This window comes from Streptomyces mayteni, from assembly GCF_054783955.1.
On the sequence record NZ_BAAGPR010000060.1, the window covers coordinates 33,777 to 49,315 of the forward strand.

Sequence of the window (15,539 nt, forward strand, 5' to 3'; positions counted from 1 at the left end):
GGTGCGCGCGGTGTTTTTCCCTGTCCCCGGCGGCTACGCCGGCGCGCACTCCGCGCCGACGCAGTCGGCCTCGGGGCGGCAGGACGCGCGGTACGCGGTCGGGCTGCGCCCGTGGAACCGTTTGAACGCCGCGCTGAAGCCGAACGCGTCCGCGTAGCCGACCCGGCGGGCCACCTCGGCGACCGTCGTGTCGGGGGACTCGGTCAGCAGGTCGGCGGCCAGCGTCATCCGCCAGTCGGTCAGGTACGCCAGCGGCGGCGCGCCCACCAGCCTGGTGAACCGGCCGGCCAGCGTGGTGCGCGACACCCCCGCCTCGCGGGCCAGCGCGGCGAGGGTCCACGGCCGGTCGGGCGCGGCGTGCATGGCGCGCAGCGCCGGGCCGACCGTCCCGTCGCCCAGGGCGCCGAACCAGCCGTCGCCCCCGGCCTCCTGGCCGTCGAACCACTCGCGCAGCGCGCACACCAGCACCCAGTCGAAGAGCCGGTCGAGCACCACCTGCTGCCCGGGAGCGCAGCCGGCGGCCTGCGCGTCGAGGAGGTCGAGGACCGGGGCACACTCGTCGCCGCCCGGCACGACGAGCACCGGCGGCAGCACGCCGAGCAGCCGCCCGGCCACCCCGCTCCGCAGCCGGTAGCTGCCGACCAGCAGCACGGTGTCCTCGGCGGCCGGCCCGGCGGACGGCGGCCGGTCGGCGAGGACGAAAGGACCAGGGCCACGGACGACCACGGTGTCGCCGGCCGCCACCCGCCGCGGCTCGCCGTCGGCGACCGTGAGCCAACTGGCGCCGCGCACCGGCGTGTACAGCGTCAGGGACGCGCCCTCCACCGGCCGCAGGACCCACGGCGGCGACAGCACCCGGCGACCGAGGCCGACCCCGTTCGCCCGGATCCCGCGCAGCAACTCGTCGAAGGCGTCCACGCGCTTCACGATAGCCGGACCGCTCGCTACGCTGCCGCATCGTGATGACAGCACTGGAGCAGGTCCGGGTGGCCCTGGCGCGGCACGGCCGCGACGACGGCATCGTCGAGTTGTCCACCGAGGTGCCGACGGCGGCCGCCGCCGCCGAGCAGTTGGGCTGCCAGGTCGGCGCGATCGCCAACAGCCTGGTCTTCGAGGCCGACGGCGCCGCGCTGCTCGTCGTCGCCAGCGGCGGCCACCGGGTGGACGTACGGAAGGCCGCCCGCCACCTCGGGGTGCGCAAGGTGCGGCGCGCCAGCCCGGAGTTCGTGCTGGCGGCCACCGGCCAGCTGGTCGGCGGGGTGGCCCCGGTCGGCCACCCCGCCCCGCTGCGCACCCTGGTGGACACGGCGCTGGCCGACCACTCCGAGGTGTGGGCAGGGGCCGGGGTCTCGCACGCCATGTTCCGCACCAGCTTCGCGGAGCTGGTCGCCATGACCGGCGGCGAGCCGCTGGCCGTCGGCGTCGACGGTTGAGGCGTCAGGCGTCAGGCGTCAGGCGTCAGGCGTTGGCCGAGTACGAGTGGGCGCCGGTGCCGGCCAACGCGCCGCCCTGCACGATCAGGTACTCGTCGCGGATCGGCCGGCCCGCGAACCAGCTCTCCAGGATCTCCCGGGTGCCGGCCGCGTAGCGGGCCTGCGCGGAGAGCGAGGAGCCGGAGATGTGCGGCGTCATCCCGTGGTGTGGCATGGTCCGCCACGGGTGGTCGGCCGGCGCCGGCTGCGGGAACCAGACGTCGCCCGCGTACCCCGCCAACTGCCCCTCGCGCAGCGCCCGGTCGACGGCGTCGCGGTCGACGATCCTGGCCCGCGCGGTGTTGATCAGGTAGGCGCCGCGCTTCATGGTGGCCAGCAGCTTGTCGCCGAACAGGCCCTCGGTCTCCGGGTGCAGCGGCGCGTTGACGGTGACCACGTCGCAGTGCGGCACCATCGCCTCGGTGCTCTCGTGGAAGGTCAGGCCGAGTTCGTCCTCGACCTCCCGCGGCAGCCGGTGCCGGTCCGTGTAGTGCAGCTTCACGTCGAACGGCGCCAGTCGGCGCAGCACCGCGAGGCCGATCCGGCCGGCGGCCACCGTGCCGACGTGCATGCCCTCCAGGTCGTACGAGCGGGCCACGCAGTCCGCGACGTTCCAGCCGCCGTCCAGCACGACCCGGTGGGACGGCAGGTAGTTGCGGACCAGCGACAGCGTCATCATCACCACGTGTTCGGCGACGCTGACGCTGTTGGAGTACGTCACCTCGGCGACCGTCACGCCGTGCGCGATCGCGGCGTCGATGTCGACGTGGTCGGAGCCGATGCCGGCGGTGATCGCCAGCTTCAGGTTCCGGGCGGCGGCGATCCGCTCCGGGGTCAGGTAGGCCGGCCAGAACGGCTGCGAGATGACGATGTCGGCGTCCGGCAGCTCGCGGTCGAAGACCGATCCTGCGCCGTCCTTGTCGGAGGTGACGACCAGGGTGTGCCCGGCCTCCTCCAGGAAGCGGCGGAGCCCGAGCTCGCCTGAGACGCTGCCGAGCAGCTGCCCGGGCGTGAAGTCGACGGCGCTCGGCGTGGGCGTGGTCTGGCCGCCCGGGTAGTGGTCGATCACGGGAAGGTCGTCGCGGGCGTACGAGGTCGGGTATCCGTCGGCGGGGTCGTCGTACAGGACGCAGAGCACCTTGGCCATCGGAGCGGCTCCTCAACTCGGGCGCGGAATCGGCCCTTTCACGGTCCTCGCGGGTGGGGGCGCGGGTCAAAGCGAAAGTCGCTATCGCGGGATAGCCGGCTCCTATCGGGACGCGGTCAGCGGGGGGTGAGATGCGACTCCAACAACTCGTCGAGGGACTCCCGCACCCGCGCCTCCCTGGCGACGTCGAGCAGCGCCCCGGCCAGCACCGAGCGCGGCTCGTGGTCCGCGACGACCAGGCCGACCCGCGGCCCGTGCGCGGGCCCCTCCAGCGGGACGACGCGCATGCCGGGCGGCACGCCGAACATGTGCAGCCAGGCGTGCGAGATCACGCTCGACCAGCGCCCCGCCGACAGCAGGGCGTAGAGGCCGGCCACCGTGTCCGACTCCACCGCCGGCGTGGCCGTCGCCCCCTCGGCGGCGAAGTACCCGTCGATGATGCGGCGGTTGCGCATCCGCGGCGAGAGCAGGCAGAGCGGCAGCGCGGCCGCCCCGGCCCAACTCACCGTCGCCGCCGTCGCCTCACGGGTCAGCAGCATGTACCGCTCCTCGTAGAGCGGGATCCGGCGCACGTGGCGCAGCGTGGCGTCGTCCAGGTACGTCATCGCCACGTCGAGCTCGAACGCGGCCAGCCGGCGCGTGATGTCGGCCGAGGACAGCGACTCGAGGCCGACCCGGACGCCGGGGTGCCGCTCGCAGAACGGCGTGGTGAGCAGCGAGGCGGCGGTCAGCGCGGTCGGGATGACGCCGACCCGCAGGGTGCCGGTCAGGCCGCCGCGCAGCAGCGACAACTCCTGCCGCAGCGCGTCCCGTTCGGCGAGGATCCGGTGCGCCCAGGCCAACACCCGCTCGCCCTCGGGGGTCAGCCCCTCGAAGCGGCGGCCACGCCGCACGATCGGCACGTCCAGCTCGCGCTCCAGCTTGCGGATGGCGGCCGAGAGCGAGGGCTGCGAGACGTAGCACGCGGCCGCGGCGCGGGCGAAGTGGCGCTCCCTGGCGAGGGCCACCAGATACTCCAGCTGGCGCAGCAACATGTCCCCACGATGGTCGGCGCGACGCCGACCGTCCAGCGTTCAACTGCGGTTGCCGGTGAGGTAGCCGCCGGCGACGCGGACGCGCGGATCTGCCCCACCCCTCCCCCAGCTAACGGCCCCCAGCCATGGGGGTCCCCCCGGACGGAGTCTGGGGGAGGCTGGGAGGTGCCCCCAGGGAGGTGCCCCCACAAGCCCTCTTCCGGCCTTCGGCCGGGGCCGAGACCCCCCGCGCGCTTCGCGCGGCAGGCGCGCCAGCGGCGCGGGGTTCGCGCTCGCGCGGTGGTGGCTGCGCCGGACTGCGTCCGGCGGGCCCGTGTCGAGGGCTGTCCGCGCCGCGCGTGGGTCAGGGTGGGGGTGGGCCGCCGCGTAGGCGGGTCGCGTCCTGGGCGGGGGGTAGGCCGTAGACGCGGCGGTATTCGCGGTTGAACTGGGTGGGGCTGACGTAGCCGACCTGGCGGGCGACCTCGGCGGCCGTGGTGTCGCCGGCGAGCAGGCGGTGGCGGGCGTCCTGGAGGCGCAGGTGCTTCTGGAAGCGGAGTGGGCTCATGCCGGTGGCGGCCTTGAAGTGGCGGTGCAGGGTGGCGGGGCTCATGTGGGCCACCTCGGCGATGGCGGCGACGGTGAGCGGTTCCGTGTAGTGCGCGAGGATCCAGTGGGTCGCGGCGCGCACCCGGGAGATGGCGGAGTCGGCGATCGACCACTGCCGCAGCGTGGGGCCGAGCGGGCCGCGCAGCAGTCGGTAGAGGATCTCGCCCTCGATGCCGGCGGCCAGCGGGCGGATGTCCTCGGGGGCGTCGAGGAGCGCGACCCACCGGGTGACGGCGTCGACGAGTTCCGGCGACATCGGCGCGGTCGCCGGGCCGCTGGGGACGGTTTCCTCGGCGGGGTCGCCGTCGAGGTCGAGCAGCACGTCGGCCAGGGCGGCGCCGTCGATCATCATGACGGCCGAGCGGTAGGGGACCTTCTCGAACTCGGCGCGAATCGGCAGGTCGTACGCCGTCAGCATCATCTCGCCGCGCTCCGTCAGCCACTGCCGCTCGCCGGAGGTGACCCGCTTCGCGCCGTCGGCGACGAAGCAGACCATCGGCTCGTAGCGCATGTCGGTGGGTTCGGGGGACGCGTCGACCGCGACCAGGCCGAGGCGGGGAACCGGGGTCCGGCGCCAGTCGCCGCCCCGGTGGCGGTCGATCGTCTCTGCGAGTCGGTCGAGCACGGGCACCCTCCGATCCATCCGACAGTGAGAGGATCGGGCAAGTCTATGCGATCAGCGGCCCATGACGGGGTGGCCGCGGCTTCCTAGCGTTGACGGCATGACAGAGACGAACCTTCCCACCAGGCGGCTCGGCGGTCAGGGCCTGGAGGTCGGGGCGATCGGCCTCGGCACGATGGGCATGACGATGGCCTACGGCGCGGCCGACGAGGCCGGCGGGGTCGCCACCATCCGCCGCGCCCACGAGCTCGGCGTGACGTTCTTCGACACCGCCGAGTTCTACGGCATGGGCACCGGAAGCAACGAGCGGCTGCTCGGCGAGGCGGTGCGCGGATTCCGCGACGAGGTGGTGATCGCCACCAAGTTCGGCTTCGACCTGAGCGACCCCAGCCGGCTCGACCGCCTCGACAGCCGTCCCGAGCGGATCAGGCAGGTCACCGAGAACAGCCTCCGCTACCTCGGCACCGACCGGATCGACGTGCTCTACCAGCACCGGGTGGACCCGAACGTACCCGTCGAGGACGTGGCGGGCACGGTGGGCGAACTGATCGAAGAAGGCAAGGTGCGGTTCCTCGGGCTCAGCGAGGCGGGACCCGACGTCATCAGGCGCGCGCACGCCGTCCACCCGGTCTCGGTGTTGCAGACCGAGTACTCGGTGTTCGAGCGGGCCGTGGAGGCCGAGGTGCTGCCGGTGGTGCGGGAGCTCGGCATCGGCTTCGTGCCGTACTCGCCGCTCGGCCGCGGCTTCCTCACCAGCGCCGTGCGGCCGGCCGCCGACTACCCGGCCGACGACATGCGCAGCTGGGACGAGCGCTGGCAGCCGGGCAACTACGAGAAGAACCTGGCCGCGGTGCGCGAACTCACCGCGCTCGCCGACGCGAAGGGCGTCAGGGTGACCCAGCTGGCCCTGGCCTGGCTGCTGGCGCGGGGCGACGACATCGTGCCGATCCCCGGCACCCGCAGCCCCGAGCGTCTCGCCGAGAACGTCGGGGCGGCGGGCGTCGACCTCACCCCAGGGGACCTGGACCGGATCCTGGAGATCCTGCCGCACGGCGCGGCCGGATCCCGCTACCCGGAGTCGATGATGCCGACCTGGTGACGCCGGGGCGTCACTCCTCGGCGATCGGCAGCCGGGCGTCGTCCCGCAGCAGCAGCGGGATCCGGTCGAGCGGCGCGTCGAGGCGGACGGTGGCGCCGCCGGGGTGGGTGGCGCCGGTCCAGGCGCAGGTCCAGCGGGCGCCGGCCGGCAGGTGGACGTCGCGGTGGGTGGCGCCGGCCTCCGTCACCGGGGCCACCAGCAGGTCGGGGCCGAGCAGGAACTGGTCGGTGACCGTCCAGGACGGCTCGTCGTCGGGGAACTCCAGGAACAGCGGCCGCATCACCGGCAGGCCCTCGCGGGCCGCGGTGCGCATCTGTTCGTCGACGTAGGGGCGGATGCGTTCCCGCAGCCGGAGGTAGCGCGTCATGACGGCGTAGGCCTCCTCGCCGTAGGACCAGACCTCGTTGGGGCCGCCGGTCATCTCGCCGCCCAGCGGCAGCCAGGGCAGTCGGAAGCCGTGCAGCCGGAAGATGGGGCAGAGGGCGCCGAACTGGAACCAGCGGACCAGGACCTCGCGGTAGGCCGGGTCGTCCGGGTCGCCGCCGTGGAAGCCGCCGATGTCGGTGGTCCACCAGGGGATGCCGGAGAGCCCGATGCTGAGCCCGGCGGTGATCTGGGCGCGGAGCGACGCGAAGTCGGTGCCGATGTCGCCCGACCAGACGGCGGTGCCGTAGCGCTGGCTGCCGGCCCAGGCCGAGCGGCTGAACGACATGCCGTCGGTGTTCCCCGATGCGGCCATGCCCTCGTGGAAGGTGCGGGCGATCTCCCGGGGGTAGAGGTTGGCGACCTCCTGGCCCTGCCCGGCGTGGTAGCGCAGGTTGGCGGGGTGAGCCGGCTTCATCTCGGGCTCGCAGGCGTCGAGCCACCACAGGTTGATGCCCAACTCCTGGTAGTTCTCCTGAATCCTCGACCACACGAAGTCGCGGGTGGCCGGGTTGGTGGGGTCGAGGAAGGAGACGGTGATCCGGTGGTCGGCGCCCTTGTCCACCCAGGTGGCGTGGGCCGCCGTGCCGTACTCGTTGGCGGCGAACAGGCCGCGGCGGGCCAGCTCCTGGTAGTTCTCGCTCGACTGGTTGACGGACGGCCAGATGGAGACCATCAACTTGACGCCCAGCTCGTCGAGTTCGCGCACCATGGCCGCCGGGTCCGGCCACTCGGCCGGGTCGAACCGCCAGTCGCCGAGCCTGGTCCAGTGGAAGAAGTCGGCGACGATCACGGACATCGGCAGCCCGCGCCGCTTGTGTTCGCGGACCACGGCCAGGAGTTCGTCCTGGCTGCGGTAGCGCAGCTTGCACTGCCAGAAGCCGGTGCCCCAGGCCGGCATCTCGGGTGCGTGCCCGGTGGCGTCCGCGTAGGACCGCAGGATGTCCGCCGGGGTGTCGCCCGCGGTGATCCAGTAGTCGATCTGGCGGGCCGCGTCGGCGACCCACCGGGTGCCGGTGTCGACCAGCTCGACCCGGCCGACGGCCGGGCTGTTCCACAGCAGCCCGTAGCCGCGGTCGGAGAGCAGGAAAGGGATGGAGATCTCGGTGTTGCGCTGCACCAGGTCGACGACGGTGCCCCGGCGGTCGAGCCGGCCGTGCTGGTGCTGGCCGAGGCCGTAGAGCCGCTCGTCCCGGTAGGCGGCGAAGTGCTGTTCGAGGCGCCGGTAGCCGTGGCCGACGGGGGTGTGCGTCCGGGTGCCTGGCCACCAGAAGTGGGCGCGGCGCTCGGCCAGCAGCTCCCGGCCTTCGCCGGTGCGGACGAAGCGGAGTTCGCCGTCGACGGTGAGCTCGGCGGTGATCCGGCCGTTGACGAGGCGGGCCGGCGCCACCGGGTCGGTGGGGGAGCCGAGGCCGTTGGCGAACACGGTCAGCCCGGTCAGGTCGGGCAGGGTGATCCGGGCCTGGCCAGGGGGGCGTTCCGGGTCCTCGAGCAGCGCGCCCGGGACGTCGTCGCGGATCGGGCCCAGGGTGGCCCTGACCCGGACGGCGTCCCGGCCCCAGGGCTCCACGCGCAGCGTCTCGTGTTCGCCGGTCCATTCGAGGCCGCCCGCGTGTTCCCGGAACGGGGCGGCGGTGGCCTGGTCGGTGCTCGGCATGGTGCGGTGTTCTCCAGGTGAGGTGGGTGGGTGGGTGGACGGGGTGAACTGCTCGGTCCTGGCTCGGTCCTGGCTGGTCCTGGCTCAGTCCTTGACCGAGCCGCCGGTGAGGCCGACCGAGATGTACCGCTGGGCGACGACCAGCAGGACGGCGGCCGGCACCGACGCGAGGACGGCGGAGGCCATCAGCGCGTTCCAGTCGGTGGCGTTGGCCCCGACGAAGCGGTAGATGCCGACGGTGACCGGGGTGATCGCGTCCCGCGAGGTGAGGGTGACGGCGAAGAGGAAGTCGGCCCAGGAGAACAGGAACGCGAACAGCCCGGCGGTGATCACGCTGTTGCGGCTCATCGGCACGACGATCCGCAGGAAGGTGCGCCAGGGGCCGGCGCCGTCCAGCGCCGCCGCCTCCACCACCTCGTCCGGGATCTCCCGGAGTTGGGCGCGCAGCAGGACCGCGGCGAACGGCACGGACAGCGTGGACTGGGCCAGCATCAGGCCGATCGTGTTGTTGAGCAGCCCGATCTCGCTGTAGAGCTGGAAGAGCGAGTTGGCCTTCACGATGCCGGGCAGCATCTGCACGATCAGCAGCACGAAGAGCAGCAGCGCCGCGTAGCGCAGCCGGAACCTGGCCAGCGCCCAGGCCAGCGGCGCCGCCAGGGCCAGCGTGATCACCACGTTGCCGCAGGCGACGAAGAGGCTGATCACCAGGTGCCGGCCCTGGGAGTCGAAGGCGGCGCGGTAGCCGTCGAGCGTCGGCTCGGTGGGGAACCAGCGGGGCGGGATGCTCAGCAGCTCGTGGCTGGGCTGGAGTGAGGCGTTGAACATCCAGTACAGCGGGAAGAGCAGCACGCCGACGATCAGCAGCGCCAGGCAGGTGAGGGCCCACCTGCGCGCGCCGGCCCGGGAGTTGGGTGCGGACATGGTGGTGGCTACCTCCCGGCCTGTTCGCGGCGTACGGCCCGCAGGTAGACGAGCGCGAACAGCATGGCGATGACGATCAGCACGTTGCCGACGGCCGCTCCCTGGCCGAAGTGCAGTTGGGTGAAGGAGAGTTGGTAGGACCAGGTGGAGAGCAGCTGGGTGGCGTCGGCCGGCCCGGCCTGGGTGAGCACCATGACGACGTCGAACGCCTTGATGGTGTAGATGAGTCCGAGCATCAGCACCACGGAGGTGACCGGGCGCAGCAGCGGCCAGGTGAGGTGCCTGAACCGCTGCCAGGGGCCGGCGCCGTCCAGCGCGGCGGCCTCGTAGATCCCCGGCGGGATGGAGGTGAGGCCGCCGTAGAGGATCACCATGTTGAAGGGGATGCCGATCCACACGTTGGCGATGACGACGGCGGCCATCGCGTGGTCGGGGCTCACCAGCCAGGGCACCGGGTCGTCGATCAGGTGGAGGTTCAGCAGGACGTGGTTGACGACGCCGTAGTCCTGGTCGAGCAGCCAGCGGAAGACGGTGCCGGAGACCAGCAGCGGCAGCAGCCAGGGCAGCAGGAGCAGGGCGCGCAGCACGCCGGCGAGCGGGAAGTGGCGGCGGAAGAACAGCGCGAGGGCGAGGCCGATGGCGAACTGGAAGGCCAGCGAGGCGACGGTGAAGACCACGGTGTTCCACAGGGTGGTGGAGAACAGCTCGTCGCCGAGGACCGCGGCGTAGTTGGCGAGGCCGTTGAAGGGCGCGCCGCCGTCGTAGAACGAGGTCACCGTGTAGTCCTGGAAGGACATCACGACGTTGGCGGCGAGCGGGTAGCCGAAGAACACCGCCAGGTAGAGCACGGCCGGCACGTAGAAGCTGAGCTTGGCCAGGGCCTGTCGTTTGGATGTTCGTGGATCAGCGAGCGGCGCATGGCGCCCGGCTGGCAAGGCGCCGGATCGCAGCTCGTACTTGGCCGTACTCGCGCGATTCGGCAACGCGGCCAGGCGGGATGCCAGGCGTCGCGAGCCCGCGAAGATCCAAACGACAGGCCCTCGGCGTGGGGTCATGGTCATGATGCGTCGGCCGCCTCTCGCTGGGCCCTGGCCAGGGCCTCCGCCGGGTCCGCCTGCCCGGTGGCGACCCGTTGCAGCGCGGTGGATATCGCCTGCGACACGGCCGGGTAGTCGGTGCCGAGCTCGGCGGTGCGGGCCTCGGCGCTCGGCGCGCTGGCCACGAAGGGCGCCAGCTCGGGCCGTTCCTCGACCAGCCGGGCCGCGACGTCCGGGTGGGCCGGCACGTCGGCGCGCAGCCGCGCCCACTGGAGCATGTTCTCGGGGGCGAGCACGCAGTCGAGCAGCGCGACGGCCCGCTCCTGCCGCTCGCCCTCGGGGACGGCCCAGACCTCGCCGCCCAGCGGGGTGGCCGGCTGGTCGCCGGCCTCGGGCACCGGCAGCGGCACCACGCCCCAGTCGACGTCCTGTTGGGCGTCGAGCGAGGCCAGCTGCCAGGAGCCGTTGATCATCATGGCGGCGTGGCCGCCGACGAACTGCTCGGCGACGTCGGACTGTTGCCAGTTGAGGGCCGAGGAGGAGACGGAGCCGTCGGCGAAGAGCGAGGCCCAGAAGGTGAGGGCGGTCTCGGCCTCCGGCGAGTCGAGGTCGGTGAGTTCGGCGCCGGCGCCCCAGAGGAACGGCTCGAACTGCCAGGTGCCCTCCTCGGTGCCGATCGCGGAGAGCGCGAGCCCGTACCGGTCGCCGTCGGTGAGCGCGGCGGCCGTCTCCCGCAACTCGTCCCAGGTGGTGGGCGGTTGGAGGCCGGCCTCGGCGAACACCCCCCGGTCGTAGAAGAGCGCGAGGCCGTTGACGCCGGGCGCCACCCCGTAGAGCTCGCCCTGGTAGCTGCCGGCGGCCAGCACGCTGTCGTAGAAGCCCTCGGTGTCGACGCGGCCGTCGAGCGGCAGCAGCGCGCCGGTCGAGGCGAGCTTGGCGAGGTCGGGGTTGTCGCTGAGCACCAGGTCGGGGAGGGTGTCGGCGGCGCCGTCCCGCAGCAGCTTGGGTACCAGCTGGGAGCGTGGCATCACCTCGCGCACCACGGTGACGCCGGTCTCCTCGCCGCAGGAGCGGAGGATCTCGGTGAGCGCGGTGTTGCCGGGTTCTGCGGTGTAGTAGTCCGCGACCGTCAGCGTGTTGGGCCCGGTCTCCGCGGTGATCAGCCCGCAGCCTGGCACCGTGACGAGGACGGTGCTGGCGGCGGCGATGGCTATGCGTCGTCGGTGGGCGGGCATGGCGCGTCCATGGGTGTCGGCTCTCCGAACGGTGGTCTGGGGAAGGGGTGTTGGGGCAGGGGGCTGCCGGGGAAGGGGCTGCGGAAGGGGAGTCAGTCGGTGCTGCCGGGCGCGGGCGGCGCGGTGCTGCCCCTGGCGGTCAGCCGGGGGGTGAGCAGCACCGGCGCGGCGCCCGGGCCCCGGTCCGCCATCAGCAGGTCGATCGCGGTCGCCGTCATGTCGGCGGCCGGCACCGCGACGGAGGTGAGCGGCGGGGTGCCCGCGGTCGCGACGGCGTCAGAACCGAGCACGACGACGGACAGGTCCTCGGGGATGGCGCGCCCGTAGCCGCGCAGCAGCGGGGCCAGGTGCGGGGTGGCGGCCTCGTTCTGGACGATGAGCGCGGTGGCGCCCGGCCGTTCCTGGAGCACCCGGGTCAGGGTGCCGGCCGTCGAGTCCCAGTCGCCCTCGGTGGGGCGGTGGGTGAGCCGGACGCCCCGGGCGGCGGCCCGCTCGAGCGCGCCGGCCACGGTGCGCTCGGCGAATCCGTACCGCCGCCGGTAGACGGCGGGCGGCGCGCCCAGCATGACGACCTCGCGGTGCCCGAGGTCGGCGAGGTGGTCGACGCACAGCCGGCCGGCGGCCCGGAAGTCGAGGTCGACGCAGGCCAGCCCCGCCGGGTCGCGGGGCAGGCCGAGCAGCACGGTGGGCACCGGCAGCCGGCGCACGGTGTCGAGACGCGGGTCCATGACCTCGATGTCCATCAGGATCAGGCCGTCGAGCAGCGCCGCGTCCAGCAGGCCGTGTTCGGCCTCCTCGGTGAGCAGCAGCACGTTGCGGCCGTGGCGCCGGGCGGCGACGCTCGCCGAGAGCATGAACTCGGCGAGCAGCGGCCGGTGGGTGCCGTCGTCGACGCGCAGCGCGAGGCCGATGATCCCGCTCCTGCTGCCGCTCGACGGCCGGTAGCCGAGGCTGACGACGCTGTCCAGCACCCGCTGCCTGGTGGGCGGCGAGATCGGACGCTTGCCGCTGAGGACGTAGGAGACGGTGCTGACCGCGACGCCGGCGTGCCGTGCGACCTCGGTGATGCTGACCATGCCCTACCTCCTCGTGGGCGCGCGCGGCGACCGTCGAAATCCTTCGACGGAAGTCGTGCCCTCTGCCGTGCTCCACGCGCGGCGTCGGCGACATTAGGGCCGGTTGGATGGGCTGTCCATAGCTTCGGGCCGGTTTCGACGGATTTCGACGCGGGGCGGGTTTCCGGCCGTCGAGGGCGGTTACTCGCCAGCTCTCACACCCGGAGGCACCGGAGGCACCGGAGGTTGGTCATGCCCGCATCGCCGGAACTGCTCGCCGTCAAACAGGCCCTGGAGGCTCAGATCTTCTCGTTCGACGAGGTGACCGGCATCGACATCGGGTACCGGGACGAGGAGGCCGCCGACCCCGAGGACCTGGCGATCCGGATCTTCGTCCGCGACGCGGACGCCGTGCCGCCGGCGCTCGACGTGGTCCTGGGGCAGTTCCCGGTGCCGCTGGTGATCGTCCAGCGCACCTTCGAGTCGCTCGGCACGTTGCCCGACACCTCGCGGCACCGGCCACTGGAGGGTGGCGTGTCGGTGGTCTCGGACCGTGGGCTCGCCAACGGCGTGGCCGGGACCCTCGGGGCGCTGGCCCGCACCACCGAGACCGACCCGCCGCTGCTCGTCGGCCTCTCCAACCACCATGTGCTCGCGGTGGACAGCGCACGGCAGTTCGGCGACGCCGTCATGCAGCCCGAGCCGGGTCCGGCCGGCGTGGCGCCAGGCGACCGGGTCGGCGAGCTGATCAGCTGGGCCTACCCCGAGCTGCTCTTCGAGGGCACCACGGACGCCGCCATCTGCACCCTCCAGCCGACGCCGCCGCAGGCGAACATCGCCGACATCGGCCCCACCGCCGGCACCGGCACGGACAGCCTGGGCATGCAGGTGCGCAAGCGCGGCCGGACCACCGGCCTCACGTTCGGGATCGTGACGACGGAGGGGCAGACCGGCGGGTTCATCGTGGACTGTCCGCGCTTCCCCGCCGTGAACGACCCGAACACCGGCCAGCAGACGACCAGACGCAGGCTGGTGGACCAGTTCCTGATCAGGGCCGACTTCGTCCTGTCGCCCTTCTTCAGCGACCACGGCGACTCGGGCGCGGTGGTGGTGGACACCCAGAGCCGCATCGTCGGGCTGCTGCACGGGCACGGCTACGTCACCCCGGGCGATCCGTCGCCCGTCGGCGTCGCCACCCCGATCGGCGTCGTGGAGCAGGACCTGCGGATCAGCCTGACCAACCCGATCTGACCGCCCGCCCGCCAGGGCACATGGCTCAGCCGACGTGTACGCGGGGCCGGCAGGGCGGTTCCGGCTCGGCGCGGCGCAGCACCTCGCGGGTCACCGGGGCGACCTCGCCGTCGCCGAAGACCAGGAAGCGCAGCAGGTGGCCGAGGGGGTGCCCCTCGGTCCAGTTGAAGTAGGCGTGCGGCACCGCGCCGGTGCGGTCGCGCAGGTGCAGCAGCACGGCCGCGATGGTGTTCGGCACCACCGGGCCCTCGACGCGCAGCACGTGGCAGCCGTACCGCCGCTCGCCGCGGACCGTGACGTCGGCGGTGAAGTCGGAGGAGTCGGGCACCGTGACCTCGAGGAACAACACCGGGCCGCCGTCCGGGATGTGGGTCTCCTCGCGCTGGCTGTACTCCTTCTCGCGGTACTCCGCCGCGCTCCGGTAGTACCGCTCGTTCGGCTCGTTGGCGATGATCCGCAGCGGGCCGCGGGCGGCCGCGTCGTCGATCATCCTGGCGGCGTCGTCGTCCAGGGTGATCTGCCGGGTGCGCAGCTCGAACGCGCGGTGGATCCGGGAGACGAACGAGGTGAGCAGGATGCCGAGGATGAACAGCGACGCGATCCGGATGCCGTCCGGGCGCTCGATGACGTTGATCACCAGCGTGTAGCCGAAGACGGCGGTGATCACGCCGAAGCCGAGGGAGGAGCGGCGGTTGCCCCGGCGCCGCGCCGAGATGGTGGCGGCGATCGAGGCCGAGACCATCAGCACCAGCACCCCGGTCGCGTACGCGCCGCCCTGGGCGTCGACGTCGGCCTGGAAGAGGACGGTGATGGTGAACGCGATGGCGGTGAACAGCAGCACCAGCGGCCGCACCGCGCGGGCCCACTCGGGGGCCATGCCGTAGCGGGGCAGGTAGCGCGGCACCAGGTTGAGCAGCCCGGCCAGGGCCGAGGCGCCGGCGAACCACAGGATGGCGATGGTGGAGACGTCGTAGAGCGTGCCGAACGCCTCGCCCAGGTAGTCGTGGGCCAGGAAGGCCAGCGCCCGCCCGTTGGCCTCGCCGCCCGACTCGAACTCCGCGGCCGGGATCAGCAGCGTGGTGGCGAGGCTGGAGACCAGCAGGAAGCCGCTCATGATGAGCGCGGCCGTGGTGAGCAGCTTCCTGGTGTCGCGGATCCGGCCGGCCGGGTGGGCCTCGGTGTCGGTCGCGTCGCCGCGCACCTGTGGCATCACGGCGACGCCGGTCTCGAACCCCGACATGCCGAGGGCCAGCCTCGGGAAGACCAGCAGCGCCACGCCGACCATCAGCCAGGGCGAGGAGTGCTCGGCGGTGGCGGCGTCCCACCAGTCGGTGACGACCACCGGCTCGGTCAGCACGTGCCAGGCGGCGGTCGCCAGCACGATCACGTTCAGGGCCAGGTAGACCGCGACCAGGACGACGGCGACGCCGATCGCCTCCCGGAAGCCCTTGAGGAACACGGCGCCAAGACCGGCGATCAGCAGCAGCGTGATCCACACGTTGCCGTCGTCCACGAAGGACGGGGCGAGGGGGTTCTCGACCACGTGGGCGGAGGCGTCGGCCGCCGAGAGCGTGATGGTGATCATGAAGTCGGTGGCGGCGAAGCCCAGCAGCACCAGCACGAACACCTTGCCCGACCACCAGGGCAGCAGCCGCTCCAGCATGGCGATCGAGCCCTCGCCGTGCGGGCTCTCGCGCGCCACCCGGCGGTAGACGGGCAGCGCGCCGAGCAGCGTCAGGCCGATCAGCACCACGGTGGCGAGCGGCGAGAGCAGGCCGGCGGCGAGCGCGGCGATGCCCGGCTGGTAGCCGAGGGTGGAGAAGTAGTCGACGCCGGTCAGGCACATCACCCGCCACCAGCGCTGGCCCCGGTGCTCGGCCGGGACGGTGGCGTGCGGCCCCGGATGGCGGGCGGCCCGCTCGCTGAGCCCGTCGAGCAGCCACGCCCGCAGCCGCCCGGGGCCGCGGCGCAGCCGGGCGTCGGCCGGCTTCGGGGCCT

13 protein-coding genes are annotated in these 15,539 nt (G+C 73.0%); 3 read left to right on the plus strand and 10 right to left on the minus strand.

The window, feature by feature from the left end:
- Window positions 1-33: 33 nt before the first annotated feature.
- On the minus strand, window positions 34-918 hold the full coding sequence (locus tag ACYVPE_RS24250; protein WP_461035809.1) for an AraC family transcriptional regulator: 885 nt from the start codon (window positions 916-918) through the stop codon (window positions 34-36).
- Between the two features lie 44 nt (window positions 919-962).
- On the opposite strand from ACYVPE_RS24250, the gene ACYVPE_RS24255 reads away from it, so the two are divergent.
- Complete coding sequence (locus ACYVPE_RS24255; protein WP_461035820.1) at window positions 963-1,433, plus strand: YbaK/EbsC family protein; 471 nt, start codon at window positions 963-965, stop codon at window positions 1,431-1,433.
- A gap of 25 nt (window positions 1,434-1,458) precedes the next feature.
- Here the strand turns inward: ACYVPE_RS24255 and ACYVPE_RS24260 are convergent, their stop codons facing one another.
- The 3 genes from ACYVPE_RS24260 to ACYVPE_RS24270 form a co-directional block, all read right to left on the minus strand.
- Window positions 1,459-2,619, minus strand: coding sequence for an NAD-dependent formate dehydrogenase (locus ACYVPE_RS24260; protein ID WP_461035810.1), 1,161 nt, complete (start codon window positions 2,617-2,619; stop codon window positions 1,459-1,461).
- 116 nt (window positions 2,620-2,735) lie between these two features.
- A complete protein-coding gene (locus tag ACYVPE_RS24265; RefSeq protein ID WP_461035811.1) occupies window positions 2,736-3,653 on the minus strand; it encodes a LysR family transcriptional regulator in 918 nt (305 codons plus the stop codon).
- A 343-nt stretch (window positions 3,654-3,996) separates the two neighbouring features.
- A complete protein-coding gene (locus tag ACYVPE_RS24270) occupies window positions 3,997-4,872 on the minus strand; it encodes an AraC family transcriptional regulator (protein ID WP_461035812.1) in 876 nt (291 codons plus the stop codon).
- Between the two features lie 91 nt (window positions 4,873-4,963).
- Between ACYVPE_RS24270 and ACYVPE_RS24275 the strand changes: the two genes are divergently transcribed.
- Window positions 4,964-5,962: an aldo/keto reductase gene (locus ACYVPE_RS24275; RefSeq protein ID WP_461035813.1), complete on the plus strand. Its 999-nt coding sequence runs from the start codon at window positions 4,964-4,966 to the stop codon at window positions 5,960-5,962.
- Between the two features lie 10 nt (window positions 5,963-5,972).
- Here ACYVPE_RS24275 and ACYVPE_RS24280 read toward each other — a convergent pair whose 3' ends face one another.
- The 5 genes from ACYVPE_RS24280 to ACYVPE_RS24300 form a co-directional block, all read right to left on the minus strand.
- A complete protein-coding gene (locus ACYVPE_RS24280) occupies window positions 5,973-8,042 on the minus strand; it encodes a glycoside hydrolase family 31 protein (RefSeq protein ID WP_461035814.1) in 2,070 nt (689 codons plus the stop codon).
- 84 nt (window positions 8,043-8,126) lie between these two features.
- On the minus strand, window positions 8,127-8,963 hold the full coding sequence (locus tag ACYVPE_RS24285) for a carbohydrate ABC transporter permease (RefSeq protein WP_461035815.1): 837 nt from the start codon (window positions 8,961-8,963) through the stop codon (window positions 8,127-8,129).
- An 8-nt stretch (window positions 8,964-8,971) separates the two neighbouring features.
- A complete protein-coding gene (locus ACYVPE_RS24290; protein ID WP_461035816.1) occupies window positions 8,972-9,820 on the minus strand; it encodes a carbohydrate ABC transporter permease in 849 nt (282 codons plus the stop codon).
- A gap of 200 nt (window positions 9,821-10,020) precedes the next feature.
- Window positions 10,021-11,235, minus strand: a complete 1,215-nt coding sequence (locus ACYVPE_RS24295) for a sugar ABC transporter substrate-binding protein (protein WP_461035817.1) — start codon at window positions 11,233-11,235, stop codon at window positions 10,021-10,023.
- Between the two features lie 92 nt (window positions 11,236-11,327).
- Complete coding sequence (locus ACYVPE_RS24300; protein ID WP_461035818.1) at window positions 11,328-12,311, minus strand: LacI family DNA-binding transcriptional regulator; 984 nt, start codon at window positions 12,309-12,311, stop codon at window positions 11,328-11,330.
- 231 nt (window positions 12,312-12,542) lie between these two features.
- On the opposite strand from ACYVPE_RS24300, the gene ACYVPE_RS24305 reads away from it, so the two are divergent.
- Window positions 12,543-13,541 carry a chymotrypsin family serine protease gene (locus ACYVPE_RS24305; RefSeq protein ID WP_461035819.1) on the plus strand — a complete coding sequence of 333 codons (999 nt, stop codon included), beginning with the start codon at window positions 12,543-12,545 and terminating at the stop codon, window positions 13,539-13,541.
- 25 nt (window positions 13,542-13,566) lie between these two features.
- Here ACYVPE_RS24305 and ACYVPE_RS24310 read toward each other — a convergent pair whose 3' ends face one another.
- The gene (locus ACYVPE_RS24310) at window positions 13,567-15,513 is read right to left on the minus strand and encodes an APC family permease (RefSeq protein ID WP_461035821.1); all 1,947 of its coding nucleotides are present in this window, start codon (window positions 15,511-15,513) and stop codon (window positions 13,567-13,569) included.
- Window positions 15,514-15,539 lie beyond the last annotated feature (26 nt).

Coding starts and splice junctions, on each gene's coding strand:
- ACYVPE_RS24260 (WP_461035810.1), bottom strand. CDS start 2,619: ATGGCCAAGGTGCTCTGCGTCCTGTACGACGACCCCGCCGACGGATAC.
- ACYVPE_RS24305 (WP_461035819.1), top strand. CDS start 12,543: ATGCCCGCATCGCCGGAACTGCTCGCCGTCAAACAGGCCCTGGAGGCT.
- ACYVPE_RS24280 (WP_461035814.1), bottom strand. CDS start 8,042: ATGCCGAGCACCGACCAGGCCACCGCCGCCCCGTTCCGGGAACACGCG.
- ACYVPE_RS24275 (WP_461035813.1), top strand. CDS start 4,964: ATGACAGAGACGAACCTTCCCACCAGGCGGCTCGGCGGTCAGGGCCTG.
- ACYVPE_RS24255 (WP_461035820.1), top strand. CDS start 963: ATGACAGCACTGGAGCAGGTCCGGGTGGCCCTGGCGCGGCACGGCCGC.
- ACYVPE_RS24285 (WP_461035815.1), bottom strand. CDS start 8,963: ATGTCCGCACCCAACTCCCGGGCCGGCGCGCGCAGGTGGGCCCTCACC.
- ACYVPE_RS24295 (WP_461035817.1), bottom strand. CDS start 11,235: ATGCCCGCCCACCGACGACGCATAGCCATCGCCGCCGCCAGCACCGTC.
- ACYVPE_RS24265 (WP_461035811.1), bottom strand. CDS start 3,653: ATGTTGCTGCGCCAGCTGGAGTATCTGGTGGCCCTCGCCAGGGAGCGC.
- ACYVPE_RS24300 (WP_461035818.1), bottom strand. CDS start 12,311: ATGGTCAGCATCACCGAGGTCGCACGGCACGCCGGCGTCGCGGTCAGC.